The sequence below is a fragment of the Sphingomonas phyllosphaerae FA2 genome (assembly GCF_000427645.1).
Taxonomy (GTDB): Bacteria; Pseudomonadota; Alphaproteobacteria; order Sphingomonadales; family Sphingomonadaceae; genus Sphingomonas; species Sphingomonas phyllosphaerae.
On sequence record NZ_KE386571.1, the window covers coordinates 3,210,395 to 3,237,305 of the forward strand.

Consider the following 26,911-nt stretch of genomic DNA (forward strand, 5'->3'; position numbering starts at 1 on the left):
AGGAGGTTGGCTTAGAAGCAGCCATCCTTTAAAGAAAGCGTAACAGCTCACTGGTCTAGCTAAGGGTTCCTGCGGCGAAGATGTAACGGGGCTCAAGACGTGCACCGAAGCTTAGGGTGTGGATTTATCCACGCGGTAGCGGAGCGTTCCGTAAGCCTGCGAAGCGATCTGGTAATGGGTCGTGGAGGTATCGGAAGTGCGAATGCAGACATGAGTAGCGATAAAGAGGGTGAGATGCCCTCTCGCCGAAAGACCAAGGGTTCCTGCGCAAGGCTAATCCGCGCAGGGTGAGCCGGCCCCTAAGACGAGCCCGAAGGGGGTAGTCGATGGGAATGCGGTTAATATTCCGCAGCCTGGTGGTGTGTGACGGATGGTGTGTGTTGTCAGCTCTTAACGGATTGAGCTGGCTTCGAAACTGTCCCGGGAAATAGCCCCACCGTATAGACCGTACCCGAAACCGACACAGGTGGTCTGGTAGAGTATACCAAGGCGCTTGAGAGAAGTGTCCTGAAGGAACTCGGCAAATTGCCTCCGTACCTTCGGAAGAAGGAGGCCCCATGTAAGCGCAAGCTCTCATGGGGGGCACAGGCCAGGGGGTAGCGACTGTTTAGCAAAAACACAGGGCTCTGCTAAGTCGGCTTCAAGACGACGTATAGGGCCTGACGCCTGCCCGGTGCCTGAAGGTTAAGTGGAGGGGTGCAAGCTCTGAAATGAAGCCCAGGTAAACGGCGGCCGTAACTATAACGGTCCTAAGGTAGCGAAATTCCTTGTCGGGTAAGTTCCGACCTGCACGAATGGCGTAACGACTTCCCCACTGTCTCCAGGACATGCTCAGCGAAATTGAATTCTCCGTGAAGATGCGGAGTACCCGCGGTTAGACGGAAAGACCCCGTGCACCTTTACTGCAGCTTCAGAGTGGCAGTGGACAAGAACTGTGTAGCATAGGTGGGAGGCTTTGAAGCATTGGCGCCAGCCGGTGTGGAGCCACAGGTGAAATACCACCCTGTTGTTGTCTATTGTCTAACCTCGTACCGTGAAACCGGTACAGGGACCCTCTGTGGCGGGTAGTTTGACTGGGGCGGTCGCCTCCTAAAGAGTAACGGAGGCGCGCGAAGGTGGGCTCAGGCCGGTTGGAAACCGGCTGTTAGAGTGCAATGGCATAAGCCCGCCTGACTGCGAGACTGACAAGTCGAGCAGAGACGAAAGTCGGTCATAGTGATCCGGTGGTCCCTCGTGGAAGGGCCATCGCTCAACGGATAAAAGGTACGCCGGGGATAACAGGCTGATAACCCCCAAGAGCTCATATCGACGGGGTTGTTTGGCACCTCGATGTCGGCTCATCACATCCTGGGGCTGGAGCAGGTCCCAAGGGTTTGGCTGTTCGCCAATTAAAGTGGTACGTGAGCTGGGTTCAGAACGTCGCGAGACAGTTTGGTCCCTATCTGCCGTGGGCGTCGAAATTTGAGAGGAGTTGACCCTAGTACGAGAGGACCGGGTTGAACGTACCTCTGGTGTACCTGTCGTCGTGCCAACGGCGCAGCAGGGTAGCTATGTACGGACGGGATAACCGCTGAAAGCATCTAAGCGGGAAGCCTCCCTCGAGATAAGATTTCACAGGACGGTCGGAGACCACGACCTTGATAGATCGGATGTGGAAGCGCGGTAACGCGTGAAGCTAACCGATACTAATCGTCCTATTCGCGCTTGAGAGCACACACCCCCAACAACAGCGTTGGATGCAGGGTGATCACTCACAGCCAGTAAAACAGTGCATCGATTTGAACCCGTCTCCCCAGCCTTCACAGGCCGGGGATGACACTTTGTGCAGGCTCCATTGCCTGGTGGCCATAGCGTCGGTGAACCACCCGATCCCATCCCGAACTCGGACGTGAAACCCCTCTGCGCCAATGGTACTATCGCTCAAGCGATGGAAGAGTAGGTCGCCGCCAGGCATTGCAGCTCGCACAAACACAAGAACCCATCCACAAACACTCACCTCGGCGCGGGGTGGAGCAGCCCGGTAGCTCGTCAGGCTCATAACCTGAAGGTCACAGGTTCAAATCCTGTCCCCGCAACCAACACACACGACAGCCCCGTCTCGACAGAGACGGGGCTGTCGTGCGTTCCGGGCACACGCCAGCACGCAAGGCCGACGGAGGACATGCCCTCCGCCACCCACCACCTCAGCGATAACGACCCATCGTCACCTTCAATACCTGCGGACGGTCCGTCAGGTTGATCCCATAATCCGTCTGGTCGCCGTTCCACACCCGCGATGCCACCCACCGACCAGCCGCGAACCCGCCCTCCTCCACCCGCAACACCATCGCTCCAGTCGTCTTGTCGACGGCGTCGATCTGAACGCGGACATGATCGCCGACGATCAGGAACTCGTCGGCGGAGAGCTGCGCGACCGCCATTCCGCCGACCGGCTCGTCGGCCCACGGTGCGGGATCGGCCTTGAGCCACGTCCAATCGCGCATCCCAAACTGCCATTCGCCCCAGGTCGCCTTGATCGTCCACGCCCCCATGCGTGTGGACTGGGCCGAGCCATCGTCGGGCTTCGCAACGCCCCAGGTCGGACGCTCATAGGCGATCCGTGCCCAGTCACGCATGATCGAGCCGAACATGGCGTAGGTCAGCGTCAGTGGCGCGAGCGTCGCATCGCTCAGATCGCGCGCGCCGAGTGGAAAGTTGAAATAGCCGCTCTCGTCCATGCCGAACGGCGCATAGCCGATCGCGCCGCGCCCCAGCGCCGCATAGGCATAGCGGTGGAAGTCGCGTGCGTTGCCGACCTCGGGTACCATCAATGCATTGTCGGGGCGGGCATATTGGTCGAGATAGGCGGTCGCATTGGCGCTCTTGCGATCATAGATGTCCGGCGCGGCGAAATCGACATGCGGCGCGGCGGCCTTCCAGATGTCGAGCACGTCCTGCTGCGGTCCGCCGCTCGCCACGCCGTCCGGGTCGGGGACGTTCGACGGTCCCGCGAGTGCGGCATTAACGTACATCGGCAAGGGTTTGACGGCCTTGCCCGCGGCCGCGATCGCGTCGACGTAGGATGCCACGTACCAGGTGTTGAAGGCGCGGTCGGCCTGCGCGCCGAAGACCTGCGACCACGTTCCGTTGCGACCGACCCGCTTGGCGAGCGGCGCGGGAATGCCCTTGGCGAACAGCGCGTTCGCGGCCGGCGCGTAATCGCGCGGGTTGCGGTAGCTGCCGGTTTCGTTTTCGGGCTGGACCATGATCACGGTGTGCTGCGCATCATGATCGCGCAGATATTCCATCACCTTGACGAACGCCGCGCGATCCGCCGCCAGCGTCGCCGCGCCGTGCGGGCTGAGCACGCCGTGATCGCTACCATCGCGCTTCTTCATCCGCGGGAAGCGGCGGTTGTCGAGCTTCACCCAATCGGGCGTGTAGCTGGGCGACGTGTTCTTCCACGTTCCGAACCACAGGAGGACGACGCGCTTGTCGTGCGCCCGAGCCTGATCGAGCAATTGCTGGAGGAAGGACAGGTCGAAGCGCCCCTCCTGCGGTTCGACCTGTTGCCAGGCGATCGGCACCTCTACGGTATTGGCGTGAATGCGATCGAGAACCGGCCATGCGCTCTTCAGCACCTCCGGGTAATTGCTCGAATTGTTCACCTGACCGCCGAGGATTGTGAACGGCGCGCCATCGACGATCAGCGCGTGACGACCGTTGCGGCTCTCCAGCCGCGGCAGCTGCGCGGCAGCGACATTCGCGGTCGCGAGCAGCAGCCCCGCGGCGATGGTGGTACGTCCGATCATTCCCTCTCCCCCGCCACCTCGGCCGAGGTCGGCTTGTGCGGCGGTTCATCCTGCCGCAAAGGAATGGTAGCGCTACGAACGCTGAACGCAACGGGGAGTGGGTGATGATCGGGCAGGCGGATCGAGTCGAGGGCAGGCGCGTGTGGCGTGCCGCGCTGTTGGGGGCCGCCACGCTCGTCGCGGTGCCGGCGACGGCCGCGCCGCTTGCCACTGTCGATCGCAACGGAGCCTTGGTTGCGGTCGAGCCATATGCGCCGAACATCGTTCGCGTCACGATCGCGCTGGAGCGCAAGCTGGCCGACGCGCCGCCGGGTGAAGGACCGAATGCGAGCGCCGACTTCGCCGGCTGGCAGCATCGCGCCGACGCGAGCGGCGACGTTTTCGCCTCATCGGCGATGACGGTGACCGTCAAGGCGCAGCCGTGGCCCGGCGCGCCGTCGCAAATGCAGCGTTATTTCGCGCCGTCGTTGCCGCCGGTTTCGATCGGTTTCGCGGATGGCAGCGGGCGGGTGTTGACGGAGATGAAGGGGTGGGAGCGGGCGCCGCATACCGTCACCGGCGAGCAGACGTTTAAAGTTGGGGCCAGTTTTTCTGTGCAGCCGGACGAGCATTTCTATGGGCTCGGACAGAATCAGGAAGGTATTCTGGACCTTAAGGGGCGGACGATCGACTGCCGGCACAATTACGATGCCCCGGCGGGCGAGACGGTGTGCGTGCCATTCATGGTCACGAACAAAGGCTACGGTATCGTCTGGGACAATCCTTCGGCGCTCACGGTCTCGGCTGGCCTCAATAATAGCACCCACTTTCAGTCGAACGTGGGTGAAAGAGTCTCGTTTTTCGTCATCACGGGCGCAACGAGTGACGACTTGTACGCCGGTTATGCAAAACTGACCGGTACGACCCCGCTGCCCCCGAAAGCCGCGTTCGGGCTGATCCAGTCCAAGGCGCGCTATGAGACGCAGAAGGAGCTGCTCGATATCGCCGACGGCTATCGGCGGCGTGGCTATCCGCTCGACGTGATGGTGCTCGACTGGTTCTACTGGACGCGGATGGGGCAGCTGGACATCGACCACACCTTCTTCCCCGACCCCAAGGGAATGAACGACGCGCTGAAGGCCAAGGGGATGCGCTCGATCATCAGCGTGTGGCCGCGGTTCGAGAAGGAGTCGCGCTATTACGACATGCTGGCGGCGAAGGGCTGGCTGCTTCAGCACAAGGACGGCACGCCGGTCGACGGGCTGGCGGTGCGGTCCGACCGCGCGGGCGCGCTGATCGATTCGACCAACCCCGAGGCGCGCGGCTGGTTCTGGGAGAAGATCCGCGACAACCTCGGCTCGCAGGGGTTCGAATGGTATTGGCTCGACGAGACCGAGCCCGATCTGGTCCCGGACGGCTATCATTATTCGATCGGCACCGGCGACCGGTTCCACAACCTGTTCCCGCTGGTCCACACCGGTGGCGTGGCGCAGGGCAGCGCGCGCGATCGGCCGAACCTGCGCAACCTGATCCTGTCGCGCGCCGCCTATCTGGGCGTGCAGCGGACCGGTGCGCTGTTCTGGTCGTCGGACGTGCAGTCGACGTGGGAAGTGCTCAAGCGGCAGGTGCCCGCCGGGCTGGGCTTTACCGCGAGCGGCATGGCCTATTGGAGCAGCGATACCGGCGGGTGGCAGTGGCCGAACGGCCCGGTCGCGCCGCGCCCGGTGCTGCTCGATCCGGCCGGCGCGACCGCGATGGGGGCAAACTATCCCGATTACCCGGAGCTGTTCGCGCGGTGGTTCGCGTATAACAGCTTTACGCCGACACTGCGTATCCACGGGCAGCGCCCCGCGACCGCGATCTGGGAATATGGCGCGGCGGCCGAGCCGGTGCTCGCGAAGTTCCTGAAGCTTCGCTACTCACTCATGCCGTATCTCTATTCGCTGGGGTACGGCACCTACAAGACCGGCGCGCCGTTCATGCGCGCGCTGTTCATGGACTTCCCCAACGATCCGACCGTCGCGACGATCGGCGATCAGTACATGTTCGGGCCGGCGTTCCTCGTCGCCCCCGTGACCGATCAGGGGATCACCGAGCGCAAGGTGTATCTGCCGGCGGGGGCGGACTGGTACGATTACTGGACGAACCGCCGCTACACCGGCGGGCAGACGATCACCGCGGCGGCGCCGATCGACCAGATCCCGCTGTTCGTGCGCGCCGGGTCGATCGTGCCGTTCGGCGCGGCGGTGCCGAGCACCGCGACCGACCAGAAGCTGGAGCAGATCCGCGTCTATCCGGGGCGGAGCACCAGCTTCACGCTGTATGACGATGATGGCACGACCAACGATTATCGCACCAAGGGCGGGCGTAGCGCGACGCTGACGTGGGACGATGCCGCGGGGCGGTTGAGTGCGTCGGGGCGGTTGCCGAGCGGGCAGGATGCGGCGGGGTTGGTGCAGGTGGTGAAGTAGGGTGGGGCCTTCAGATCGCGGGAGAAGAAGCGGGGCCCCGGATCAAGTCCGGGGCGACGGAGACGAAATACGTCATTGCGAGCGTAGCGAAGCGATCCAGGGCCGGATCAGGACGCTCTGGATTGCTTCGCTACGCTCGCAATGACGGAGAGGTTCGCGGATGACGGGGAGGTTAGCGGCGTTGTGCCGTTTCGCCGTCGATCGACCATTCCCACAGGCCGGCGCCGGGCGTCGCCACGGTCAGGCGCAGATAGCGTGTGGTGACGGGGTGGCGCAGCGTTATCGGGGAACCCTGATGGTCACCCGGTGCGAGCAGCCGCGTCCAGCGCTTGCCGTCGCGCGAGGTGTCGAGGGCGTAGCGGTAGCGGCGGGTCGCGAACTCCGGGCGGAGGCGGCTGCCCGCGACCTGACGGATCGCGCCCAGATCCGCGACGATCGTGCCTGACCCGCGCGCGGGGGCGCGCCACAGCGTTGCGTAATTGTCGTCGGCGGCCCTAGCGGCCTCACCGTCACCGAGCGGCGTCCACTCTAGGCCGCGGTCGCGCGCGGCGGCGAAGCCCGCGACCGCGCTGCCGTGCGTCGGACGGACGGGCGCGAACGTGCCGTCGGGAGCGATCGTGAGCGGATCGACCGCCACCTGTCGCAGCACCGTATCGCCCGATTGCGGCCAGGGCAGCGCCTGACGGTGGTAGAGGATGTAGCTCTGCCCCTTCGCGCGGAACACGGCGTGGTGCCCCGGGCTGACGATGTCACGCGCGGCGTCGGTCTGGAGCAGCGGGCTGTTGGGTGCCTCATGAAAGGGGCCGAATGGTGTCGCACCGATCGCGTAGCGGACCTTGTACGTGTCCTTCGTGGTGTTGCCGTCGCTATAGGTGAGCAGATAGCGACCCTTGGCCTTCACCATGAACGGGCCTTCGAAGTAATTCTCCGGGGTGACGTCGCGCGGGGGGCCGTCGAAGGTGACCATGTCGGGCTTGAGCTTGACCACGAAGCAATGGCCGTTGGTCCAGTTCAGCCCCGATCCCCAGTAGAGATACGCCTGACCATCGTCGTCGATGAACGCCTCGGCATCGATCATGTGATAGGCGGGCGCGAAGTCGCGGGCGATCAGCGGCTTGCCGCCGTTGGCATCGCGCCACGGACCGGCGGGGGCAGCGGCGGTGCCGACCCACACCTCGCTGCCGACCGACACATACATGAACCAGCGACCGTTCGCGGCGCGGACCACCGAGGGCGCCCACACCTTCGAATCGCCCGAGGTCGGGCTGGTTGCGGCGGCCTTGGTCGGCCAGTTCGGGGTGGAGAAGCGCCAGTCGCGGCCGTTCTCCGACGTCCACAGCCCCAGCCGTTTGTCACCCCACGGATCGATCGTCGCGAAGATATACCAGCTGTTGCCGTCGTGGACGATCGAGGGATCGGCGAAATAGCCGGGGAGCAGCGGGTTGCCTGCGCCGGGCGCGTCCCAGCGCGCGGGTTCGTCGGCGGCGAGCGTCAGCGGCGCGGCGAGCAGCAGCAGCGCGGGCGCGAAACGGTGCAGGCGTGTGGTCAGGCGGGGCATGGCAGGTCCTTCGCGCCGTCGCGGCGCAGGATGAGGGTGACGATCGCGCGCGCAGGAACGAGCGTTCCCGGCACGCAGGTCGCGCGGTGCGTCGCATCGGTGACGACCATCTGCGTCGTCCAGCTGGCGGGGAGCGCGAGCTGGCGCGGCGTGACGCCGGGGTTGACGTGGACGAGCGTCAGGCGTCGTCCATCCGGCGACAGCGCGCCGATCGTGTCGAGATCGTCGACCGGGACCAGCCGGTCGCCCGGGCGGATGTAGCGGCTGAACTGCGCCATCGCCCAATATTTCTGCGTGACGTGGATGGCGTGTGCGGCGTTGGCAGGTGCGCGCAGATCGGCCTTCACCAGCCCCCAGTTGCTGCCCTTCGCGCCGTCGACGGTGCTGAGCGTCTCGACCGCCTGCCAGAAGACCCAGGCGGCGGGCTCCAGCCGCTTGATGTCGAGCACGATATGCTCGGCCATCGCCAGCGGCGAGGCCATCCCCGCGAAATCCTCCGGGTCCTTGTCGAGCGGGGCGTCATTCTCGCTCATCCACAGCCGGATGCCGGCGGCGCGGGCGGCGTCGCGGACCCCGGTCTGGTGGATGTTGCCATAGCTGTGGACGTTGAGCTGCCCGATCCGCGCGCGCGTCGCGTAGGGGTAGGCCGCCCAATCGGCGAGGAAGAGCACCGAGTTGGTTTCATCCGGCGCGGCGACGACCGTGTTCAGCCCCTGCGCCTTCAACGCGGCGTCGGTGGCGTCGATCATTGCCGCCTGTCGCGCCGGGCTCCAGTGCGCGCCTTCCTGCTTGTTGGCGGCGAACCAGTAATCGGTGTTGGGCTCGTTGACCGGTGAGAGCGTGCGGAAGGTGATGCGGTGGCGCTTCTGCAATTCGGCGACGCTGCGCGCGAGATAGGTCGCGAACGGCTGTTCGAAGCCGGGGCGCAGATTGTCGTCGGTCGCTTTCTCCGCCCCCGACACGCGGCCGGAAACGGCCATGAACCACGGCGGCGAATTGGAGAAGGCCTCGAAGATCGGCGTCTTCACGCGGTCGCGGATCGCGTCGAGCCACCAGCGCTGGCGCTGATCCTGCGACCAGTCCCACATCGCGGGATCGTCGGCGCGCCACCAGTCGCGGCCTTGCGTGCCGGCGGGTTGCCGCCAGAAGCCCGGCACCGCGCCGCCGGGACGCAGATACGGCTTGGTGCCCGCGGCATTGCCCCCGCCGATATTGTAGCGCGCGATCGTCCAGCCGAGCCCGTCCTTGCCGTAGAAGAGGTCGGCGAGCCGTTCGCGCTCGGCATCGGGCCAGCCGCCGGTGACGTCGGCGAACCAGGCGAGCGCGGTGCCCCAGCCCTCGAAGGTGGTCGACGGACGGTCGACCGCCGGGCGCAGCGTGACGGTGACGGCGCGCTCCTGGGCGGCGACGGGAGCGGCGAGCGCGGCCAGCGGCAGGGCGGCGGCTATCAACAATCGACCCGAAACAGCTCTTCTCCCGCTTTTTGTAAGACAATAAGCGTGAGGGCGGGTTGGTCAAGGAAGAGTGGTGACATGCCTCCGTCATTGCGAGCGCAGCGAAGCAATCCAGAGTCGGACCAGGACGCCCTGGATTGCTTCGCTACGCTCGCAATGACGGAGGACCTGTCATTCAGATTTTAGAAGCGGTAGTCGTACCCTTCGTCCGGGCCGCCTTCGTCCTCGCGGGGCGGGCCGCGATCGTCGGGATAGCGCTCGACCGGAGCGCGCTGGCGTGGCTCGGGCGGTTGCGGCACGTCGATCCCCAGCTCGCGCAGCCGGTCGACCGCTTCCTCGATCGACGGCTGCGCGCCGTCGAGCGCGCGGCCGAACTGGTCGAGCGCGTCGCCCATGTTGTCGAGCGGCGCGCCCATTTCGTCCGCCTCGGGGGCGACGACGACCGGGATGTGCAGCGCCGACATCATGAACTGCCGCCAGATCTGCGCCGGGATGCCGCCGCCGTGCAGGCCAGGGTTGGGCGAGCTGTCGTCCTTGCCGACCCAGACGCCGACGACGAGATTGCCCGCGAAGCCGATGAACCAGCCATCGCGCCCGCCCTGGCTGGTGCCGGTCTTGCCGAAGGCGTCGACGGGCAGGTTGGCGTCGCGTCCGGTGCCGCGGATCGACGAGCCGAGCAGCGAGCGCATCTCGTCGCGGACCTTGCCGGGCATCTCGGTGTCGCGGCCGGCGATCTTCTCATACCAGCTGGCGTTGCGATTGCCTTCCACGCCGCGCGGGGTGACCGGATAGCGGCCGTTGGCGATCGCGGCATAGGCGCCGGTCAGCTCCAGCAGCGAGACTTCGGCGGTGCCGAGCCCGATCGTCGCCTCATTGGGGATCGGCGTGCTGATGCCGAGGTCGCGCGCGGCCTTGATGACGTTGCGGACGCCGACCTCCTGCGTCAGCCGCGCGGCGACGACGTTCGAGGAACGCGCGAAGGCGCGGCGCAGGGTGATCGGGCCGAGATAGCGGCCGTCGTCGTTGCGCGGCTTCCACCCGGCGATCTCGACCGGCGAATCGTCGCGGACGTCGTCGGGGGTCAGCCCGGCGCGCAAGGCGGCGAGGTAGACGAACAGCTTGAAGGTCGAGCCCGGCTGGCGCTTTGCCTGCACTGCGCGGTTGAAGGCGCTGGTCTTATAGTCCTTGCCGCCGACCATCGCGACCACCTCGCCATCGGGGCGCATCGCGACGACCGCCGCCTGTAGCCCGCGCAGGCTCGCCTGCCGCACGACGCGCTCGGCGGTCGATTGCAGCCCGCGGTCGAGCGTGGTCTTCACGGTCGCCTCGGTGCCCGAGTCACCTGCGACCTCGCGCGCGGTGGGGAGCACCCAGTCGGCGAAATAGGTGCCGGTCGGCAGCGTGTCCGTGCGCGCGGCGAGCACACGCTGCGGCTGGACGGTCGCGGCCTCGGCCTTGGTGAGGAAGCCGGCATCGACCATCGCGCCGACCACGACTGCCTGCCGTGCGCGCGCGCCCTTGAGGTTGCCGGTGGGCGCAAGCCGCGACGGCGCCTTCACCAGCCCGGCGAGCATCGCCGCCTGTCCGACGTTCAGCTTCTGCGGGGTGCGGCCGAAATAATGTTTCGAGGCGGCGGTGATGCCGTAGACGTTGTCGCCGAAGTACACGTTCGACAGATAGCGCGAGAGAATCTCGTCCTTGCTGAGCCACGCCTCAAGCCAGAAGGCGATCATGACCTCGCGGATCTTGCGCGCGGCGGTCCGGTCCGAATCGAGGAAGGCGTTCTTCGCGAGCTGTTGCGTGATCGTCGAGCCGCCCTGTCGCACCCCGCCCGAGCCGACGTTCGCCCAGGCGGCGCGCGCGATGCCGCGCGGGTCGATCCCCCAATGCGAATAGAACCGGCGGTCCTCGATCGCGAGGAATGCCTCGCGGACGTGCGGGGGCAGCGTCTTCGCGTCGACGGGCGCGCCGATGATCGCACCACGCCGCGCGATCGGCGTGCCGTCCGCGGCGGTCAACGTGATCGACGGCGGCGTCGGCGGCTTGAGCGAGCGTGACAGCGGCGCGGTGACCGCCAGCCAGACGACCGCAAGTACGAACAGGACGATCGATGCCGCGAGCCCGCGGACGATCCACTTGCCCCATGCGATCCGGCGGCGGCGCGGCGGGGGATCGCCACCGTCGTCGAAGCGCGGGGCGTCGTCGTGCGCGGACTCGCCGTGCCACGCGCCGAACGACGGCAATTCATCGGGCGGACCGCCCGGATTGTCGCCGCGTGCGTGGTTGTAGCGGACGCGGCCGGTGTCGTAGGGGTCGGGGCGCATGGCTGTTGGTGTCTTACGCTGATATAACAGTTGTCGCAAGCCTCGCCCGCGTGAACCAAGGATAGCCAAATGCAGGATGATGCGAAAGGCGCGCTCGCGCCGCTGGTGGTGGGGATCGGGGGCACGATCGGCGGCGTGTCGTCGACCGAGCGCGCGCTGCGGATCGCGCTGGGCGAGGCGGCGGCGCAGGGGTTTCGCACGCAGATGTTCGGCGGCGCCGACATGGCGCGGCTGCCGCTCTACGATCCGCGCGCGACATCGCGCACGCCCGAGGAGCAGGCGTTCGTCGAAGCGGTGCGACAGGCGTCGGCGGTGATCATCTCCAGCCCCGGCTATCATGGCAGCATTTCGGGCGTGGTGAAGAATGCGCTCGACCTGCTCGAGGAAACCGCGCGCGATTCGCGCCCGTATCTCGCCGACATGCCGGTTGGCCTGATCGCCACCGCTTATGGCTGGCAGGCGACCGGCTCGACGATCGCGGCGCTGCGCTCGATCGTCCATGCATTGCGCGGATGGCCGACGCCGTTCGCGGCCGCGATCAACACGCAGGTGACGCGCTTCGACGACGAGGGCGGCGCGAGCGATCCCGCGGTGGTGGAGCAATTGCGGCTGATCGGACGGCAGGTGGCACGCTTCGCGCCGCTGTCGGGCGGTGGCGTCGCGGCATGACGCTGGCGGTGCGGCCGCGGCGGAGCGCGCTGTTCCTGCCGGCCTCGAACGCGCGCGCGATCGAGAAGGCGCGGAGCTTGCCGTGCGATGTCGTGATCCTCGATCTGGAGGATGCGATTGCGCCTGCGCAGAAAGACGCGGCGCGCGCGGCGGCGGTCGCTGCGGTTCGCCAGGGCGGATTCGGTGCGCGCGAGCTGGTGGTGCGGGTGAATGGGCTCGACACGCCGTGGGGCGCGGAGGATCTGGCGGCGCTTGCCGGGGCCGGGGTGGACGCGGTGCTGCTGCCCAAGCTGGACGACCCGGCGACGCTGGCGGACGTGCGCGCCGCACTGGGCGACGGGCCGGCGCTGTGGGCGATGATCGAGACGTGCGAGGGCGTGTTGCGGTCGCCCGCAATCGTCGCTGTTGCGGCAGCCCACGGGCTGACGGCGCTGGTCGCGGGGACGAACGATCTGGCGCGCGAGTTGCGGTGCCGGGTCGGTGCCGATCGCGCGCCATTGCTGCCGGCGCTCGCGCAGATCGTGCTGGCGGCGCGGTCCGCGGGGTTGGTGGCGCTCGACGGGGTCATCAACACGCTCGACGATCAGGCGGCGATCGCGGCGGAATGCGCGCAGGGTCGCGATTACGGCTTCGATGGCAAGACGTTGATCCATCCGGCGCAGATCGCGGCGGCGAACGCCGCGTTCGGGCCGTCCGAGGCGGAGGTCGCGGCGGCGCGGGCGCTGGCGGCGGCCTTCGACGGGCGCGAGGACGAAGGCGCGATCCGCATCGAGGGGCGGATGGTCGAGCGGCTGCATCTGGAGGAAGCGCGGCGAACGCTGGCGCTGGCAGAGGCGGTCCCGGCGCGGTGACGAGGTCGGTAGCCCCGGGGGCGCGAGAGATCTGCGAAATTCCCCTTCCTGTACCCCGGCGAAGGCCGAGGCCCAGTTGGGGGAGGTTTGTAACAAACTGAAACGCCTTCTCAACTGGACCCCGGCCTTCGCCGGGGAACGGCTTACGAAAGAAATGGACCGCAATCCGCAGAGGTCTCGTGAGGGCGGGGTTATCGAAACTCTGCCGTGGCGACTTAATGCGAAAACCTGCGCGTCTGAATTCCCGCCTGCGCGGGAATGACGGTGGGCGGGCTATTTCCGGCAGTAACCCTCGCCCGGCTTGACGATCAGGCATTCCTTCTTGCCCGCCAGCCATTTCAGCCCGGTCTGGTCGCCGTCGCCGAGCACCGCGGTTTCGGCGACGCCGTCGCGCATGAAGCGCAGCCCTTCCGCCGTCACCGATCCGTCGAATGTGCCGCGATGGTCGAGGTCCCATTGCATGTCGAGCGTCACGCCGCCCGCTTCGCGGCGCGTGACGTTCAGGTACATGCCCTCGACCCCGACCCAGCGGCCGAGATAGCGTTCCTCCGACGCGGCGGTGGCGGCGGGCTCGACCGCATTGTCGCGCATCTGGCCGGCGCCCGGCTCGTCACGCGGGGCCGCGACGGGACCGACGCGGTCGGTCGGCGTGCCGCTGGGCGAGGGGTCGGGCGCGGGCTGCGCACAGGCAGCGAGCGCGACGGGGGCGAGCAGGAGCGGAAAGCGCATCGTCATGGTACATCAACCAGCAGTGTCGGGCCCGCGTTCCGGGTAGCTTTGACGCGCGCGGATCGCTAGAGCGCGGCCATCCTATCATTCCGGGAGTCGATCCTTGCGTATCGCCATCGCCTGCGACCATGCCGCCGTTCCGTTGAAGGACGATCTGCGCGACTGGCTGGCGAGCGAGGGGCATGAGGTGATCGACCTCGGCACGCATGGCACCGCCAGCGTCGACTATCCCGATTACGGCCGCCGTCTGGCCGACGGGCTGGCGGCGGGTGAGGCGGAGCGCGGCGTCGCGATCTGCGGATCGGGGATCGGCATCATGATCGCCGCGAACCGCAATCCGGCGGTGCGCTGCGCCTTGGTAAGCGAGCCGCTGTCGGCCGAACTGGCGCGCGCGCACAACGACGCCAATGCCATCGCGTTCGGCGCACGGCTGATCGGCCCCGAGATGGCGCGCGCCTGCCTCCGCACCTTTCTGTCCACGGATTTCCTCGGCGGGCGCCATGCCGCGCGCGTCGACATGCTCAAGGAGCCCGCATGAGCACCAACCCGACCTCGCTTTCCGACATCCAGCCGGAGGGATTCTTCACCCGCGGCCTCGCCGACGCCGATGCGGCGGTGTTCGCCGGCGTCGAGCATGAGCTGACCCGCGAGCAGACGCAGATCGAGCTGATCGCGTCGGAGAATATCGTCAGCCGCGCTGTACTGGAGGCGCAGGGCTCGGTGTTCACCAACAAATATGCCGAGGGTTATCCGGGCAAGCGTTACTATCAGGGTTGCCACCCCTCGGACGAGGTGGAGCAGCTGGCGATCGATCGCGCCAAGCAGCTGTTCAACTGCGGCTTCGTCAACGTCCAGCCGCATTCGGGCGCGCAGGCGAACGGCGCGGTGATGCTGGCGCTGGTCAAGCCCGGCGACACGATCCTGGGGCTCAGCCTCGACGCGGGCGGGCACCTGACGCACGGCGCGCGCGCGGCGATGAGCGGCAAGTGGTTCAATGCCGTGCAATATGGCGTCACCGCCGACACGCATCTGATCGATTATGATGCGGTCGAACGCCAAGCCGTCGAGACGCAGCCGAAGCTGATCATCGCCGGTGGCTCGGCCTACCCGCGCCACATCGATTTCGCGCGTTTCCGCGCGATCGCCGACAAGGTCGGGGCGTATTTCATGGTCGACATGGCGCATTTCGCCGGGCTGGTCGCGGGCGGCGTCCACCCGACGCCGTTCGGCCATGCGCATGTCGTGACCACCACCACGCACAAGACGCTCCGCGGCCCGCGTGGCGGCATGGTGCTGACCGATGACGAGGCGATTGCGAAGAAGATCAACTCGGCGGTGTTCCCGGGGCTGCAGGGCGGACCGCTGATGCACGTCGTCGCCGCCAAGGCGGTGGCGTTCGGCGAGGCGCTGCGGCCCGAGTTCAAGAGCTATGCCGCCGCGGTGGTCGAGAACGCCAAGGTGCTGGCGGCGACGCTCAAGGAGCGCGGTGCGGACCTCGTATCGGGCGGCACCGACACGCATCTGGCGCTGGTCGACCTCACCCCGCTCGGCATCACCGGCCGCGATGCGGACGAGGCGCTGGAGCGCGCCGGGATCACCTGCAACAAGAACGGCATCCCCAACGATCCGCTGCCCCCGGTCAAGACCAGCGGCATCCGCGTCGGCTCGCCCGCGGGCACGACGCGTGGCTTCGGCACCGCCGAGTTCCGTGAGATCGGCAACATGGTCGCCGACGTGCTCGACGGCCTGCGCGAGAAGGGCGAGGGCGGCGACGCCACGGTCGAGGCGAACGTGCGGGAACGTGTTCGCGCGCTGTGCGCTCGGTTCCCGATCTACAGCTAAGGAGAACGATCGGTGGCCGATTTCGACAGCAAGGTGAACGAAGTGCGCGGCACGGTGAAGAGCACGCCGGGTCTGGGCAAGAGCATGGCGAAGTGGAGCGCGCTGGGCGCGGTCGTCGCGATCCCGCTGCCGGTGGTCGGGCCGATCTTCGGCGCGATCGCGGGTGCGGCCTGGGCCTATCACAAGGGCACCAAGAACAAGTGATCCGCTGAATGCGCTGCCCTTTTTGCGGACATGACGCCAGCCAGGTGAAGGACAGCCGCCCCACGGACGATGGGGCGGCGATCCGGCGGCGGCGGCAATGCGAGGGCTGTGCGGCGCGCTTCACCACCTTCGAGCGCATCCAGTTGCGCGATTTGACGGTGGTGAAGAGCGAATCGCGGCGCGAGCCTTTCGACCGCGAGAAATTGCTGCGCTCGATCTCGATCGCGGCGCGCAAGCGGCCGGTGGAGCCGGTGCGGCTGGAGAAGCTGGTCAGTGGTATCCAGCGGCAGCTGGAGACCAGCGGCGAGGCCGAGGTGTCGGCCAAACGGATCGGCGAGATGGTGATGGAGGGGCTGAAGGTCCTCGATTCGGTTGCCTATATCCGGTTCGCCAGCGTCTATCGCGAGTTCAGCGAAGCGCGCGACTTCGAGGAATTCGCGGGCAGCGTGGAGGAAGCCGGGCGGGGGTGAGCCCCAATTTGACATCCCCCCCGTTCGTCCTGAGGAGAGGCTGAGCTTGTCGAAGCCTCGTCTCGAAGGACCTGCCCCCCGTGAGTTTCTACACCTACCTCCTGCGCTGCGCCGACGGCAGCTATTATGTGGGGCATTGCGACGATCTCGAAGCGCGGATCGGCGCGCATCAGGCGGGGACGCTGCCGGGCTACACGCAAAGCCGACGGCCCGTCGAAGTTTTGTGGTCACAGGATTTTTCGACGCGTGACGAGGCGCTTGGTGCCGAGCGGCGGATCAAGGGCTGGTCGCGGGCCAAGAAGGAGGCGCTGGTGCGGGGTGACTGGGCGGCGATCCGGTCGCTCGCCAGCCGGGCGGTCCTTCGAGACGAGGCTTCGACAGGCTCAGCCTCTCCTCAGGACGAACGGAGGGGGGATGGTAAGCGTCTACTCGACGCTGGCTCGAACCGACCGGATGAGGGTGAGAGCGGTTCAAATCCGACTCATATCGTGGGCCCAGCCTCTGGGAACAAAACGAGGGGCGAGCAGCCTGCTGTTCCGCCTCCCGTCATCGTGCTCGTTCGCCCGCAACTGGGGGAAAACATCGGCAAGGCGGCGCGGGCGATGCTCAATTTCGGCCTGGTCGAGCTGCGGCTGGTCGCACCGCGCGATGGCTGGCCGAATCCGCAGGCCGGGCCGGCGGCGTCCGGGGCGGACATCGTGCTGGAACGGGCGGCGGTGTTCGACAGCGTGGCCGACGCGGTCGCGGATTGTGCGCACGTCTATGCCACCACCGTTCGCAAACGGGGCGTGACCAAGCCGGTCGTCACCCCGGCGGAGGCGGCGCAGACGATCCATGCCGGGCCGGCACGGTCGGCGATCCTGTTCGGGCCGGAACGATCAGGGCTGGAAACCGACGATGTCGCGGTGGCGCGGACGATCATCACCGTGCCGATCAATCCCGAGTTCGGCAGCCTGAATCTGGCGCAGGCAGTGATCCTGGTCGCCTATGAATGGTCGAAGGGGCAGGCGCTGGCGAGCCCGCCGGCGGTCGACGCCGATCCGCCCGCGCCGCAGATCGAGCTGGACGGGATGATCGCGCAACTCGACGCGCTGCTCGACGACGGCGGCTATTTCTATCCGCCCGATCGCACCCCCACGACGCGGCGGATGTTGCGGACGTTGCTGACCAAGCCGGGATGGTCGAGCCAGGAGGTGCGGACCGTGCGCGGGATCCTGTCGACGCTGGTGCCCAAACGGCCGCGCGGCGGCTGACGTCAGTCGATGCGGTTAGTCGATGCGGGGCGACGGTGGCCGCCCGTCGCAATAGGACGTCGCCGGATCGCGCAACGACAGACCCGCCGATACCGCGCGCTGGATGATCAGGCGGATCGATCCGTGCTTGGCGCTGTTGGCCTCACTGGGCTCCCCGCAGGCGCTCAGGCGATCGGTCGACACCAGGAGGCCGCTGGGTGTCCGCTTGTAGGGGCCGCCTTCCCCGGTCAGCGGCGCGACGCGGCGCCGCACCGTCGTATCGGGAGTCGATAGCGCGCGTGCGACCTGCGCGACGCGCACCGCATGATGCGGCAGCAGCGCGGGCGGCGCGCTGAACCCGCCGATCGCGCGATCGGCCTTCAATGCTTGATGATTGGCGTGCAGCACGACCGAGAAGATCGCCAGGTCGATCGGCTCCGCGCACAAGGCGCGATTGGCCTCGAACAGCGCGAGGAAGAGGTCGATCGCCGCACACAGGCCATCGGTCAGCGACAGTCGCGTGGAGACGCCGGGCGGCACCTTGGTCATGTCGATCAACCCCGTCGCCACCGCATCGGCGAGCAGCCGCACGAAGCAATCATGCGCGTATCGCAACTGTTGCCAATTGTCCGGGCGCTCCCAGAACGCGGTCGACAGCGTGACGCCGTTACGCATCCGTTCGCAGACCCGCGCTTCGAGCAGGGCGCAGATATGGCGACGGACAGTCTCGAACGGACGCCCCAGCGACATTGCTGCGGAATGGACCGAAATCGTGCCCCGCTGGTCCGGCTGCGACATGCTGGTACGCAGGAGCAGGCAGAAGACCATGAAGCGGTCGATGTTGCCGTTGAAGTACCTGAGGCCCGTTACGCTCATGCTGGTATGGAACTCGGCCAGCAGCACCGCCATGGGCGGCGCCGTTCGCGCGTGTCGCGGTAGCGTTTGGGGATTCCCCGATGGAACAGCATGTTGCCGTACGAGCGCGTAGTTCGGCACCAATTCCACCCCAATCAAACGTCACGAGTGACGCTTTTGCTGCACCCTGCAATCATGAACTCGGCGTCGGAAGACTGCGACCGGTCTTGCGCGTTTCTACTAGGGCGTATGAAGCGCGCAAGAAAGGTTGGCATGCCTTCGACCAAGTTCTTGTTACTACAGCTAATCTTCGAAAGCACCTGATGAATATGGTAAAGATCGTACCGTTATGCGCTTGGTAACCCAATCACACACGAAAGTACGGCGCTATACTTGCCGGGTTAGCGCTTACTAACTACCGGAAAAATAGGCGAAAGTATACTATCGGGGTTCGCGTTACCGGTATCAGAATGGGACGGCGGTCGCAAGCCGTCCCACAGGTGAAGGCGATTATTCAGCGAGTTGCGTGGCGTTCGCGATCGGAAGCGGACGCCCTGCGAGCGCCGCATCGAGCGCGTTGCGGTCGAGTTTCCCCTCCCACCGCGCGACGACGACCGCGGCGACCGCATTGCCGACGAAGTTGGTCAGGCTGCGGCATTCGCTCATGAAGCGGTCGACGCCCAGGATCAGCGCCATACCGGCGACCGGCACGGTCGGGACGATCGACAGCGTCGCGGCCAGGGTGATGAACCCCGCACCGGTGACGCCCGCCGCGCCCTTCGACGAGAGCATCGCGACGCCGAGCAGCAGTAGTTGTTGGCCAAGCGTCAGGTCGACGTTGCACGCCTGCGCGATGAACAGCGCCGCCAGCGTCATGTAGATGTTGGTGCCGTCGAGGTTGAACGAATAGCCGGTCGGGACGACCAGCCCGACGACGCCGCGGTCGCAGCCGGCGGCCTCCAGCTTGGTGAGCAGCCCCGGCAGCGCCGGCTCGGAGGAGGAGGTGCCGAGCACCAGCAGCAGCTCGCCCTTCAGATAGGCGATCAGGCGCAAGATCGAGAAGCCGTGCAGCCGCGCGACGATGCCGAGGATACCGAACACGAACAGCGCCGAGGTGAGATAGAAGGTCGCGACGAGCCCGCCGAGGTTGACGAGGCTGCCGACGCCATATTTGCCGACGGTGAAGGCGATCGCGCCGAACGCGCCGAGTGGGGCGACGCGCATCAGGATCGCGACGACGCGGAACACGACGATGTTGAGCCGCTCGATCAGGTCGAGGATCGGGGCGGCGGGCGCGCCGACGAGGCTGAGCGCGACGCCGAACAGGATCGCGACCAGCAGCACCTGCAGGATGTTGCCCTGCGTTAACGCGGAGATCAGCGTGTCGGGGATGATGTTGAGCAGGAAGCCGGTCAGCGTCGTGTCATGCGCCTTGGCGGCATAATCGGCGACCGCGCCGGTATCGAGCGTGGCCGGATTGATGTTCATCCCCGCGCCCGGCTGGACCACGTTGGCGACGATGAGCCCCACGATCAGTGCGAGCGTCGAGAAGAACAGGAAATATCCGAATGCCTTGCCGGCAACGCGCCCCACCGCGCTCAATTCGCGCAGGCCCGCGATCCCGCTGACCAGGGTCAGGAAGATGACCGGGGCGATGACCATCTTCACCAGCTTGATGAAGCCATCGCCCAGCGGCTTCAGCGCCGCGCCGAGTTGCGGATAAAAATGGCCGACGATCGCGCCGGCGACGATCGCGATCAGGACCTGGACATAGAGATGGTGGTGAAGGCGGCGGGGCCCTTCGGCCTCGGGGGGAATGATGGTGCTGTGCATAACCTCTCCTCGCGTCCGCATTCAGCGAACGTCTTGAGGGCGAGGCTATCGCGGATCGTCGCCGGGACGAAGCATCCTCTTGAGCAGGCTTAAACGCTTGAAACCGAACGACAAAATAAGCTACTGCTGTGCCCGGTCGCCGGAGATGTGCGGAACGCCGCCAGCGCGCGGACCCGCCTGTGCCATATTCCGCACGTCAGGGGCGTCCGGCGCGTTCCCAGGCGGCAATGTCGGCGACGCCGTCCGCCACGCTGATCCGCGGCGTGAAGCCGGTCGCCTGCATCCGGTCGATCGCATATCGAACCGAGGTGCGGAAGCGCGCGACCTCGTCATGCGAGGGCGTGCGCGCGACGAAACGTTCGAGCGGATCGAGCGACATGCCAGCCCGTCCGGCGGCGGCGCTGGCCGCCTTGGCGAGCTTGCGTGCCGCCAGCGTCGCAGTGCCCGGTAGCGAGCCGGTGCCGGCCGGCGCCTGCACCGCATCGCGCAACGCCTCGAGATAGCCATGCCACGTCGGGATGTCGGCACCGTTGACGTTGAAGGTGCCGGCGATCGGCGTCGCGCCGGTCGCGAGATGCGTGATGAACGCGGCGAGATCGTCGACATGGATCAGATTGGCATCGCCGCGTCCGGCGTCGCCCAGTACCGGCCAGCCGTCGTGCAGGCGGTCGAGATAGGCGGTGGTCCATGCCGCGCTGCGCGGGCCGTAGATCAGGGTGGGGCGCAGGATCGCGACCGACAGCGCATCACCCGCCTGCCGGCAGGCGGCTTCGGCAGCGACCTTCGCGGCGCCGTACGCGCCGTGCGGGTGGTCGGTCGGCGCATCCTCGTCGATCGTGCCGGTGGCGGCGCCATAGACCGCGACCGAACTGAGCTGGATGAAGCGCTTCACCCCCGCGGCGCGCGCGGCGGCGAGCGTGTTGCGCGTGCCGTCGACGATGACGCGGGTGTCGCGCGGGCCGCCGATCGCGGTGTGGACGACCGTCTCGATGCCGGGCATCGTCACCGCCAGCGCCTTGGGCTCCAGCACGTTGAGCGCGGTGCCGCCCGGGGGCGGGCGGCGATAGCCGGCGACGACCGGGACCCCGGCGGCCTGCAACGCCGCAACGACGCGTTGCCCGACGAAACCGCCCGCGCCCGTCACCAGCACCGTGCCCGTCATACGTGCCGCTCCTTCAGATGATCCGCCAGCCGCAGCGCCAGCGCGATCGCGGTCAGCGTGGGATTTGCCTGGCTCGACGTGGGCGTAACCGACGCACTGGCGACATAGAGGCCGGCGACGCCGTGCACACGGCAGTTGCGATCGACGACACCGTCGCGCGGACTGTCCGACATGCGGGTGGTGCCGCTGTGATGTCCGCCATAGGCCGCCGAATCGAGCAGCGCGTCCTCCAGCGCCGCCTCGTCATAATCGAGCGTGCCGGTGCCGGTGCGCACCAGTTCATCGCGGATCAGCCGGTAGGTGGCGCGTGCCGAATCGAAGTCGGCCGGGGCGACGCGCCAGTCGACGTGGAGGCGGCGCATCCCCAGCGCATCGCGCTCCGCCGACAAGGCGACGCGACTGTCCCAGTTCGGCGATTGCTCGCTGACGAACTCGAACGGGTAGCGATTGTCGCGCGACGGCAGCGCGATCGACGGGATCCGCCGCGATGCAAGATAGCGTTTCACGCCCCAGGTTCGGACGAAGTTGAACAATTGCACCGGATGGCGCGCGATATTGCCGACGTGGCGCAGATAGGGCCCGAGCGACCGATCGGCCTCGCGCGCGGCGCGGCTATATTCGTACTTCACCGCAAAGGCGGCGAGGAACATCAGCGACAATACCGGATCGCCGTGCGCCGGATCGTTGGCGTCGCGGATGTGGAGCCGCACGGTGCTGTTGAGCAACTGCCGTGCGCGCTGCGCCGCGGGCGTGGGGGCGAGGCGGCGGCGGATGTAGATCCCCTCCGCATCGCGCTCGTAATCGAAGCCGATCGTCTTGGGATCACCGGTGAAATGCGCCATGCCGAAGGTCGCGGCGAGATGGCACATATAGCCGCGCCCCAGCCAGCCGCCGGCGTTGCCGGGGCCGTCGGGCAGCACGTCGTCGGAGGCGAGCAGCAGGCGTGCGGTTTCCAGCCCGCCCGCGGCCAGCACGTAATTCTTCGCGCGGATCGGCCAGTTGCTGCCGTCCGGCGCGCGCACCTCGAGATGGTCGACGCTGTTGCCGTCGGCGGCCAGCCGGATCGCGGTGACCGGCACATGGGTGACGACCCGGACGTTCGGCGCGGCGGTCAGTTGCTCGCCGTAGCGGGTCCAGAAGTTGGTCGGGCGGCTAAAGCGCTCGATCGTGGTGTGAAGCGTTTCGCCTTCGAGGCCGGGGACGATCGGTGCGGAGGGCGTGTGATCAAACGCGCCCGCCTCCGCCGCCTCCATCGCGGCGGGATAGTGAAGCGCGACCTCGTCATAGCCGATCGGCCAGCCCGAATGCGCGACCCACGGCCGCGGCTCGAAGTCGATCGGATCGAACGGAATCGACCGGCCGCCCCACAGTGCCGTCGTGCCGCCCAGCGCGCGCACGCGATACGTGTCGAGCGGCCAGTGGACGCGCGGATCGGCAACCTGCCCGGCATAGGCGTCCTGCACGGCGGGATCGGCATTCGGGCCGCCAGCCTCGAGCACCAGCACGTCCAGCCCCAGCGCGGCGCAGCGCGCGGCGAGCGTGAGGCCGGCTGCCCCCGATCCGACGATGCAGACATCGGCCGGGGCGGGCGGGGCGGTCAATTCGCTGGCATCGGCGCGCACGCTGTCTCCTCCGGGCTGTGCCGGCAGGGCGTAGCATGGTGCGGCGCGGGAGCAAGCATTGCGGCTCCGCCCCGAAAAGGCGGAGCCGTGTCATTTTGGGCGGTTAGAGGATCGCGCGCGCGATCGCCGCGGCCTGGACGTCATAGGCCCAGGCGGCTTCGTGCAGGCTGTCGGCGAACGCCCCGCTCGCCTGCGCGGTGGCACGCCCGCCGAGCATCGCCTCCTCGTCGATGAAGAGGCATTCACTGTCGAGCGCGAGTGCGCGCAGCGCGCTGCGCCACTGCGCGCGGTTCGCATCGCTGCCGCCCGCCGCGCCGACGCCGCCGACCGCCGGCCAGGTCAGGATCACGCTGCCGCTCGGCCGCGCCTGTTGGACGATCGTGCGGATGTTCGTCAGCCACGTCGCCATCGCCACCCCCTGCGCGCTGTCGTTCGTGCCCAGGTTCACGATCGTCAGATGCGGCGCGTATGTGGCGAGCGCACTGGCCGGGGAGAACGCGTTCGTCATGTCGGCCTGAAAGCCGGAGACGACGCCATAGACACCGAAATTGGCGATCTCGACGCCTGGGCGCGTGCTGTCCCACGCGATCATCCCCGCCAGTTGCAGATTGCCTGCAGTGCCGGCGCGCGCGATCGCGATCGGGGCGGCGTCGCGGGTGGCGAAGGTCGCCTCCAGCCGGGCGAAGCCGCCGCTTGCTCCCGATGGCGTCAGGGTCACGCTTTCGCTGCCCTTGGTCACCGTGAACGCGGGCCGGTCGCTGCCGTTGCGGACGATACCGAGCAACGATCGACCGGCCCGCCGGGCTGGAATTGCCCGGGGTTGGCGTTGCCCGCGCTCATCATCGCGCCGCCCAGCGAGTTGCTGCCCCCGCCCCAGCCGGCGAAACCGCTGCGGCGCGGATCGTACGCAAGGACGTCGGCGATGCTGCCGAAGCCGGCGCAACCGAAGAAGGCGTCGGTGCGGGTGGTGAGTGCGGCCGCGGCGAGCAACGCCGCGACGCGCGCCGGGCGCGACCGCGCGAAGGCGCCGACGGTGAAGGTGCTGCCGGTGCCCGCGCCGGCCCCCACGGTCTTGCTGTCGCCGACAAAGGCGATGCGCGCGACGTCGCTCATCCCGCTGCGCACGCGCCCGCGCGCCGCCGCCCAGCCGAGCAGCGCGGTGGTCGAGGGCGCCTCGACCGTCGGCACGGGGGCGCCCAGCCGCGCCAGCGCGGCGGCGGTGACGGCGCCGCCGATCGATCCAGAGGTCCGCGTCATCTCAGGCCTCCGCGATCAGATTGGTGGCGGTGGTGCCGGTGGCGCGGACATAGAGCGCGCGCACCGCTATGTAGCTGGCGTCGGGCAGGTTGCGGTACGTGACGTCCTCGCTTCCCTCGACGCCGCGCAGCACGATCGTGCCGCCGCCGCCGACATAGATGCCGCGCGGCACGCTGGGCAGCGGCGCGGTGTCGTCGGGCTGGATCGGATAGGGGGCGGTCGACGGCGCGCTGGCGCTGTCGCTGCTGTTCTGGAACTTGTCGGGCATGTCGTCGTCCTCCTTCTGTCGAAAACGTTCCCTTTATGTTCATAACAGGCTTGTAGGACAGCCCCGCGATGTGCCGGGATGGGAGCGGCTTTTTCGGTTGGCGGTCGACCGCTTACCCTTTAGCGTTGCGGCGGTGACGGATCGCCCGGCGATCCGCCGGTTCGCCATGCCCAGGGATTGCGTAACACGATGGCACGATCGCTGACCCTCGACTCTGCCCCGATCGAGGGCATGGAGCGCGCCGCGCGCGAACCGGCCGAGCGCCGCGCGCGCAGCGATGCGCCCGCCGCGCCGCCCAGCTTCGAAGACAAGGTGGTGCTGGCGATCTTCGCGGTCGGCCTGGTCGGCAATGTCGTGCTGCAGAAGATCGCGCTGCCGCTGAAGGCCGGCGGGTTCGTGCCGCTGGTGCTGCCGCTGTTCGTCGCGGCGATCGCGCTGGGGCCGATCCTGATCCGGCCGAAGTTCGACGCCGTGCGGATCGGCGGGTTCTTCCTCGCCTTCATCGTCGCGTCCTTCTCCACCTTCTTCCTGGCGCCGCGCTACAGCGCGTCGAGCCTGATGCTCTTCGCCGCGCTCTATGCGCCGTTCATGATCCAGTATGAGACCAGCGCTGCCAATTACCGGCGCTGCATGAACCTGTTCATCTCGGTGATGCTGGCCTACGTCGGCGTCACGCTGGCGCAGCACATGATCCAGCTCGCGATCTCGTGGCGGGCATGGCCCAACCTGAACCTATTGCTGCCCAAGGCGTGGCTGATCCCGGATTACGTCTATATCCAGCCGATCATCTACGGCTCGCGCTACATGAAGCCCAATGCGGTGAGCTTCCTCGAAGTGTCGCTGCTGTCGCAGTTCATCGCGCTGGCGCTGGCGTTCGAGCTGACCTTATTCCGCCGCCCGATCCGGTTGATCGTGCTGGCGGCCGGCCTGCTGATGACGATGGCGGGCACCGGTTCGCTGCTGATGGCGCTGACGCTGCCGGTGCTGCTGGGGCGGATGCGGATGCGCAACGCGATCGTCATGCTCGCGATCCTGCTGGTCGTGTGCGTGGTCGCGTTCCGGCTGGGATGGTTCGACATCGTCAGCACGCGCATGGACGAATACAAGCACAACGGCACCAGCGCCAACATGCGCTTCATCCTGCCGCTGGAGCGACTGCTGGAGTTCCTGCACGATCCGAAGGGATTGATCGCGGGGATCGGCGCGGGCCAGATCGAGAAGGGCGGCAATTTCATCTGGTGGCCGTTCGTCAAGACGGCGATCGAATATGGCCTGGTCAGCGCGATCCTGTTCTACGCGTGGGTGATCTACTGCCTGTTCCGGCGCGCGCCGCAGGGGGCGATCGCATTTGTGCTGATCGTGTGGTTCTCGTTCGAGGGCACGCTGCTGACCGCGCACAACGTGCTGTCGCTGGTGATGTTCGGGACGTTGCTGCGCATCGCGCCCGAGGATTCGCTACGCCGCCGCAGCAAGGAGCCGAAGCCGCAGCTGGACGGTGCGCCGCTGCCGACCGCGAAGATGCCACCGCGCCAGAGCCGCACGCCGCTGCCCGAGCCGGTGCCGGCCGGCGACGTGAGCGGCGCGGCGCTGGTGCGCGTGCTAGGCACCCCCGACAGCGGCGGGCGGCTGATCTACGCGATCGGCGACCTGCACGGGCGCGTCGATCTGTTCGACCGGCTGATCGCGCGCATCCGCGACGATATCGCGGCGCATCCCGGCGGGTATGACGGCAAGCCGATGGTGGTGTTGCTGGGCGACTATATCGACCGCGGCCCCGCCTCAGCGCAGCTGATCGACCGTATCCTCGCGCTGCGCGAGGACGAGACGATCGAATGGCGCGCGGTGCTGGGCAATCACGAGGATGCGATGGTCGCGTTCCTCGATGCGCGGAGCAGCGGGCAGAGCTGGGGGCGGCATGGCGGCGCGACGACGCTCGCCTCTTATGGCATTGCGGCACCCGAGACGCCTGAAGGCTGGGACGCGACCCGCGAGCAGCTGCGCGCGGTGGTGCCGGCAGCGCATGATGCGTGGTTGCGCGGGCTCGACCATTATATCGTGCAGGGCGGGCTGATCTTCGTCCATGCCGGGCTGCGTCCCGGCGTGCCGCTGGAAAAGCAGCGGATGAAGGACATCCTGTATATCCGCGAGGAGTTTCTGGGCGCGCCGGTCGATAGTGACCTGTTGATCGTGCACGGCCATACGCCGCAGGACGAGGCCTATGGCGCACCGGGGCGGATTTGCCTCGACAGCGGTGCCTATGCGACGGGCGTGCTGACCGCGGCGCGCTTCGACGGCGGACCGGTCAAGCTGTTGACATCGCGATAGGCGGCTGACCTGCTG

Annotated in this window: 21 protein-coding genes, 1 tRNA gene and 2 rRNA genes (1 of these 24 only partly in view); 12 read left to right on the plus strand and 12 right to left on the minus strand. The window is 67.3% G+C overall.

The window, feature by feature from the left end; all coding sequences use genetic code 11:
* The 3 genes from SPHPH_RS0115665 to SPHPH_RS0115675 all read left to right on the plus strand — a co-directional run.
* A 23S ribosomal RNA gene (locus SPHPH_RS0115665) occupies window positions 1-1,709 on the plus strand (it extends 1,070 nt beyond the left edge of the window).
* Between the two features lie 128 nt (window positions 1,710-1,837).
* A 5S ribosomal RNA gene (rrf, locus tag SPHPH_RS0115670) occupies window positions 1,838-1,952 on the plus strand.
* Between the two features lie 49 nt (window positions 1,953-2,001).
* Window positions 2,002-2,078 (plus strand) — tRNA-Met (locus tag SPHPH_RS0115675).
* A 105-nt stretch (window positions 2,079-2,183) separates the two neighbouring features.
* Here the strand turns inward: SPHPH_RS0115675 and SPHPH_RS0115680 are convergent.
* The gene (locus SPHPH_RS0115680; protein WP_028967549.1) at window positions 2,184-3,791 is read right to left on the minus strand and encodes a DUF5597 domain-containing protein; all 1,608 of its coding nucleotides are present in this window, start codon (window positions 3,789-3,791) and stop codon (window positions 2,184-2,186) included.
* A 104-nt stretch (window positions 3,792-3,895) separates the two neighbouring features.
* Between SPHPH_RS0115680 and SPHPH_RS0115685 the strand changes: the two genes are divergently transcribed.
* Window positions 3,896-6,241 (plus strand): glycoside hydrolase family 31 protein, encoded by a 2,346-nt coding sequence (locus tag SPHPH_RS0115685; protein ID WP_028967550.1) that lies wholly within the window; start codon window positions 3,896-3,898, stop codon window positions 6,239-6,241.
* 172 nt (window positions 6,242-6,413) lie between these two features.
* On the opposite strand, the gene SPHPH_RS0115690 is transcribed toward SPHPH_RS0115685, so the two are convergent.
* From SPHPH_RS0115690 to SPHPH_RS19950, 3 genes are all read right to left on the minus strand, one after another.
* Window positions 6,414-7,799, minus strand: coding sequence for a family 43 glycosylhydrolase (locus SPHPH_RS0115690; RefSeq protein WP_081668652.1), 1,386 nt, complete (start codon window positions 7,797-7,799; stop codon window positions 6,414-6,416).
* Complete coding sequence (locus SPHPH_RS0115695; RefSeq protein ID WP_238303130.1) at window positions 7,787-9,250, minus strand: glycoside hydrolase; 1,464 nt, start codon at window positions 9,248-9,250, stop codon at window positions 7,787-7,789. The genes SPHPH_RS0115690 and SPHPH_RS0115695 overlap by 13 nt, the downstream gene beginning before the upstream one ends.
* Before the next feature lie 185 nt (window positions 9,251-9,435).
* The gene (locus SPHPH_RS19950; protein WP_037488686.1) at window positions 9,436-11,577 is read right to left on the minus strand and encodes a transglycosylase domain-containing protein; all 2,142 of its coding nucleotides are present in this window, start codon (window positions 11,575-11,577) and stop codon (window positions 9,436-9,438) included.
* Between the two features lie 69 nt (window positions 11,578-11,646).
* On the opposite strand from SPHPH_RS19950, the gene SPHPH_RS0115705 reads away from it, so the two are divergent.
* Both SPHPH_RS0115705 and SPHPH_RS0115710 read left to right on the plus strand, forming a co-directional pair.
* Window positions 11,647-12,246 (plus strand): NADPH-dependent FMN reductase, encoded by a 600-nt coding sequence (locus SPHPH_RS0115705; protein WP_028967553.1) that lies wholly within the window; start codon window positions 11,647-11,649, stop codon window positions 12,244-12,246.
* On the plus strand, window positions 12,243-13,097 hold the full coding sequence (locus SPHPH_RS0115710; RefSeq protein ID WP_028967554.1) for an HpcH/HpaI aldolase/citrate lyase family protein: 855 nt from the start codon (window positions 12,243-12,245) through the stop codon (window positions 13,095-13,097). Before SPHPH_RS0115705 ends, SPHPH_RS0115710 begins: the two co-directional genes overlap by 4 nt.
* A gap of 273 nt (window positions 13,098-13,370) precedes the next feature.
* Here SPHPH_RS0115710 and SPHPH_RS0115715 read toward each other — a convergent pair whose 3' ends face one another.
* Window positions 13,371-13,826, minus strand: a complete 456-nt coding sequence (locus SPHPH_RS0115715) for a hypothetical protein (RefSeq protein WP_028967555.1) — start codon at window positions 13,824-13,826, stop codon at window positions 13,371-13,373.
* 103 nt (window positions 13,827-13,929) lie between these two features.
* Between SPHPH_RS0115715 and rpiB the strand changes: the two genes are divergently transcribed.
* The 5 genes from rpiB to SPHPH_RS0115740 all read left to right on the plus strand — a co-directional run bounded on the left by rpiB (window position 13,930) and on the right by SPHPH_RS0115740 (window position 17,595).
* Window positions 13,930-14,364 (plus strand): ribose 5-phosphate isomerase B, encoded by a 435-nt coding sequence (gene rpiB, locus SPHPH_RS0115720; protein WP_028967556.1) that lies wholly within the window; start codon window positions 13,930-13,932, stop codon window positions 14,362-14,364.
* Window positions 14,361-15,668 (plus strand): serine hydroxymethyltransferase, encoded by a 1,308-nt coding sequence (gene glyA / locus SPHPH_RS0115725; RefSeq protein WP_028967557.1) that lies wholly within the window; start codon window positions 14,361-14,363, stop codon window positions 15,666-15,668. The genes rpiB and glyA overlap by 4 nt, the downstream gene beginning before the upstream one ends.
* A gap of 12 nt (window positions 15,669-15,680) precedes the next feature.
* Window positions 15,681-15,872 (plus strand): hypothetical protein, encoded by a 192-nt coding sequence (locus SPHPH_RS0115730; protein WP_028967558.1) that lies wholly within the window; start codon window positions 15,681-15,683, stop codon window positions 15,870-15,872.
* Between the two features lie 8 nt (window positions 15,873-15,880).
* Window positions 15,881-16,342, plus strand: coding sequence for a transcriptional regulator NrdR (nrdR, locus tag SPHPH_RS0115735; protein ID WP_028967559.1), 462 nt, complete (start codon window positions 15,881-15,883; stop codon window positions 16,340-16,342).
* A gap of 80 nt (window positions 16,343-16,422) precedes the next feature.
* A complete protein-coding gene (locus SPHPH_RS0115740; protein WP_081668653.1) occupies window positions 16,423-17,595 on the plus strand; it encodes a TrmH family RNA methyltransferase in 1,173 nt (390 codons plus the stop codon).
* A 15-nt stretch (window positions 17,596-17,610) separates the two neighbouring features.
* On the opposite strand, the gene SPHPH_RS0115745 is transcribed toward SPHPH_RS0115740, so the two are convergent.
* The 7 genes from SPHPH_RS0115745 to SPHPH_RS0115775 all read right to left on the minus strand — a co-directional run bounded on the left by SPHPH_RS0115745 (window position 17,611) and on the right by SPHPH_RS0115775 (window position 24,571).
* Window positions 17,611-18,483, minus strand: a complete 873-nt coding sequence (locus tag SPHPH_RS0115745) for a hypothetical protein (protein WP_028967561.1) — start codon at window positions 18,481-18,483, stop codon at window positions 17,611-17,613.
* A gap of 456 nt (window positions 18,484-18,939) precedes the next feature.
* The gene (locus SPHPH_RS0115750; protein ID WP_051273054.1) at window positions 18,940-20,262 is read right to left on the minus strand and encodes a dicarboxylate/amino acid:cation symporter; all 1,323 of its coding nucleotides are present in this window, start codon (window positions 20,260-20,262) and stop codon (window positions 18,940-18,942) included.
* A 196-nt stretch (window positions 20,263-20,458) separates the two neighbouring features.
* Entirely contained in the window at window positions 20,459-21,424 is a 966-nt protein-coding gene (locus SPHPH_RS20560) for an NAD-dependent epimerase/dehydratase family protein (RefSeq protein WP_028967563.1), read from the minus strand.
* Window positions 21,421-23,046: an FAD-dependent oxidoreductase gene (locus tag SPHPH_RS0115760; protein ID WP_037488690.1), complete on the minus strand. Its 1,626-nt coding sequence runs from the start codon at window positions 23,044-23,046 to the stop codon at window positions 21,421-21,423. Before SPHPH_RS0115760 ends, SPHPH_RS20560 begins: the two co-directional genes overlap by 4 nt.
* A gap of 103 nt (window positions 23,047-23,149) precedes the next feature.
* Window positions 23,150-23,830, minus strand: coding sequence for an SGNH/GDSL hydrolase family protein (locus SPHPH_RS0115765; RefSeq protein ID WP_028967565.1), 681 nt, complete (start codon window positions 23,828-23,830; stop codon window positions 23,150-23,152).
* Entirely contained in the window at window positions 23,782-24,303 is a 522-nt protein-coding gene (locus SPHPH_RS0115770) for a hypothetical protein (protein ID WP_028967566.1), read from the minus strand. Before SPHPH_RS0115770 ends, SPHPH_RS0115765 begins: the two co-directional genes overlap by 49 nt.
* Window position 24,304: 1 nt before the next feature.
* Window positions 24,305-24,571 carry a spike base protein, RCAP_Rcc01079 family gene (locus SPHPH_RS0115775; protein ID WP_028967567.1) on the minus strand — a complete coding sequence of 89 codons (267 nt, stop codon included), beginning with the start codon at window positions 24,569-24,571 and terminating at the stop codon, window positions 24,305-24,307.
* Window positions 24,572-24,760: 189 nt separating this feature from the next.
* Between SPHPH_RS0115775 and SPHPH_RS21455 the strand changes: the two genes are divergently transcribed.
* Window positions 24,761-26,896 carry a metallophosphoesterase family protein gene (locus SPHPH_RS21455; protein ID WP_081668654.1) on the plus strand — a complete coding sequence of 712 codons (2,136 nt, stop codon included), beginning with the start codon at window positions 24,761-24,763 and terminating at the stop codon, window positions 26,894-26,896.
* Window positions 26,897-26,911: the final 15 nt, after the last annotated feature.

Excerpts from the sequence above, each read along its gene's own strand:
- SPHPH_RS0115680 (WP_028967549.1), bottom strand. The coding sequence starts at position 3,791 with ATGATCGGACGTACCACCATCGCCGCGGGGCTGCTGCTCGCGACCGCG.
- SPHPH_RS0115685 (WP_028967550.1), top strand. The coding sequence starts at position 3,896 with ATGATCGGGCAGGCGGATCGAGTCGAGGGCAGGCGCGTGTGGCGTGCC.
- SPHPH_RS0115690 (WP_081668652.1), bottom strand. The coding sequence starts at position 7,799 with ATGCCCCGCCTGACCACACGCCTGCACCGTTTCGCGCCCGCGCTGCTG.
- SPHPH_RS19950 (WP_037488686.1), bottom strand. The coding sequence starts at position 11,577 with ATGCGCCCCGACCCCTACGACACCGGCCGCGTCCGCTACAACCACGCA.
- SPHPH_RS0115705 (WP_028967553.1), top strand. The coding sequence starts at position 11,647 with ATGCAGGATGATGCGAAAGGCGCGCTCGCGCCGCTGGTGGTGGGGATC.
- SPHPH_RS0115710 (WP_028967554.1), top strand. The coding sequence starts at position 12,243 with ATGACGCTGGCGGTGCGGCCGCGGCGGAGCGCGCTGTTCCTGCCGGCC.
- SPHPH_RS0115715 (WP_028967555.1), bottom strand. The coding sequence starts at position 13,826 with ATGCGCTTTCCGCTCCTGCTCGCCCCCGTCGCGCTCGCTGCCTGTGCG.
- glyA (WP_028967557.1), top strand. The coding sequence starts at position 14,361 with ATGAGCACCAACCCGACCTCGCTTTCCGACATCCAGCCGGAGGGATTC.
- nrdR (WP_028967559.1), top strand. The coding sequence starts at position 15,881 with ATGCGCTGCCCTTTTTGCGGACATGACGCCAGCCAGGTGAAGGACAGC.
- SPHPH_RS0115745 (WP_028967561.1), bottom strand. The coding sequence starts at position 18,483 with ATGGCGGTGCTGCTGGCCGAGTTCCATACCAGCATGAGCGTAACGGGC.
- SPHPH_RS0115750 (WP_051273054.1), bottom strand. The coding sequence starts at position 20,262 with ATGCACAGCACCATCATTCCCCCCGAGGCCGAAGGGCCCCGCCGCCTT.
- SPHPH_RS20560 (WP_028967563.1), bottom strand. The coding sequence starts at position 21,424 with ATGACGGGCACGGTGCTGGTGACGGGCGCGGGCGGTTTCGTCGGGCAA.
- SPHPH_RS0115770 (WP_028967566.1), bottom strand. The coding sequence starts at position 24,303 with ATGACGCGGACCTCTGGATCGATCGGCGGCGCCGTCACCGCCGCCGCG.
- SPHPH_RS0115775 (WP_028967567.1), bottom strand. The coding sequence starts at position 24,571 with ATGCCCGACAAGTTCCAGAACAGCAGCGACAGCGCCAGCGCGCCGTCG.
- SPHPH_RS21455 (WP_081668654.1), top strand. The coding sequence starts at position 24,761 with ATGGCACGATCGCTGACCCTCGACTCTGCCCCGATCGAGGGCATGGAG.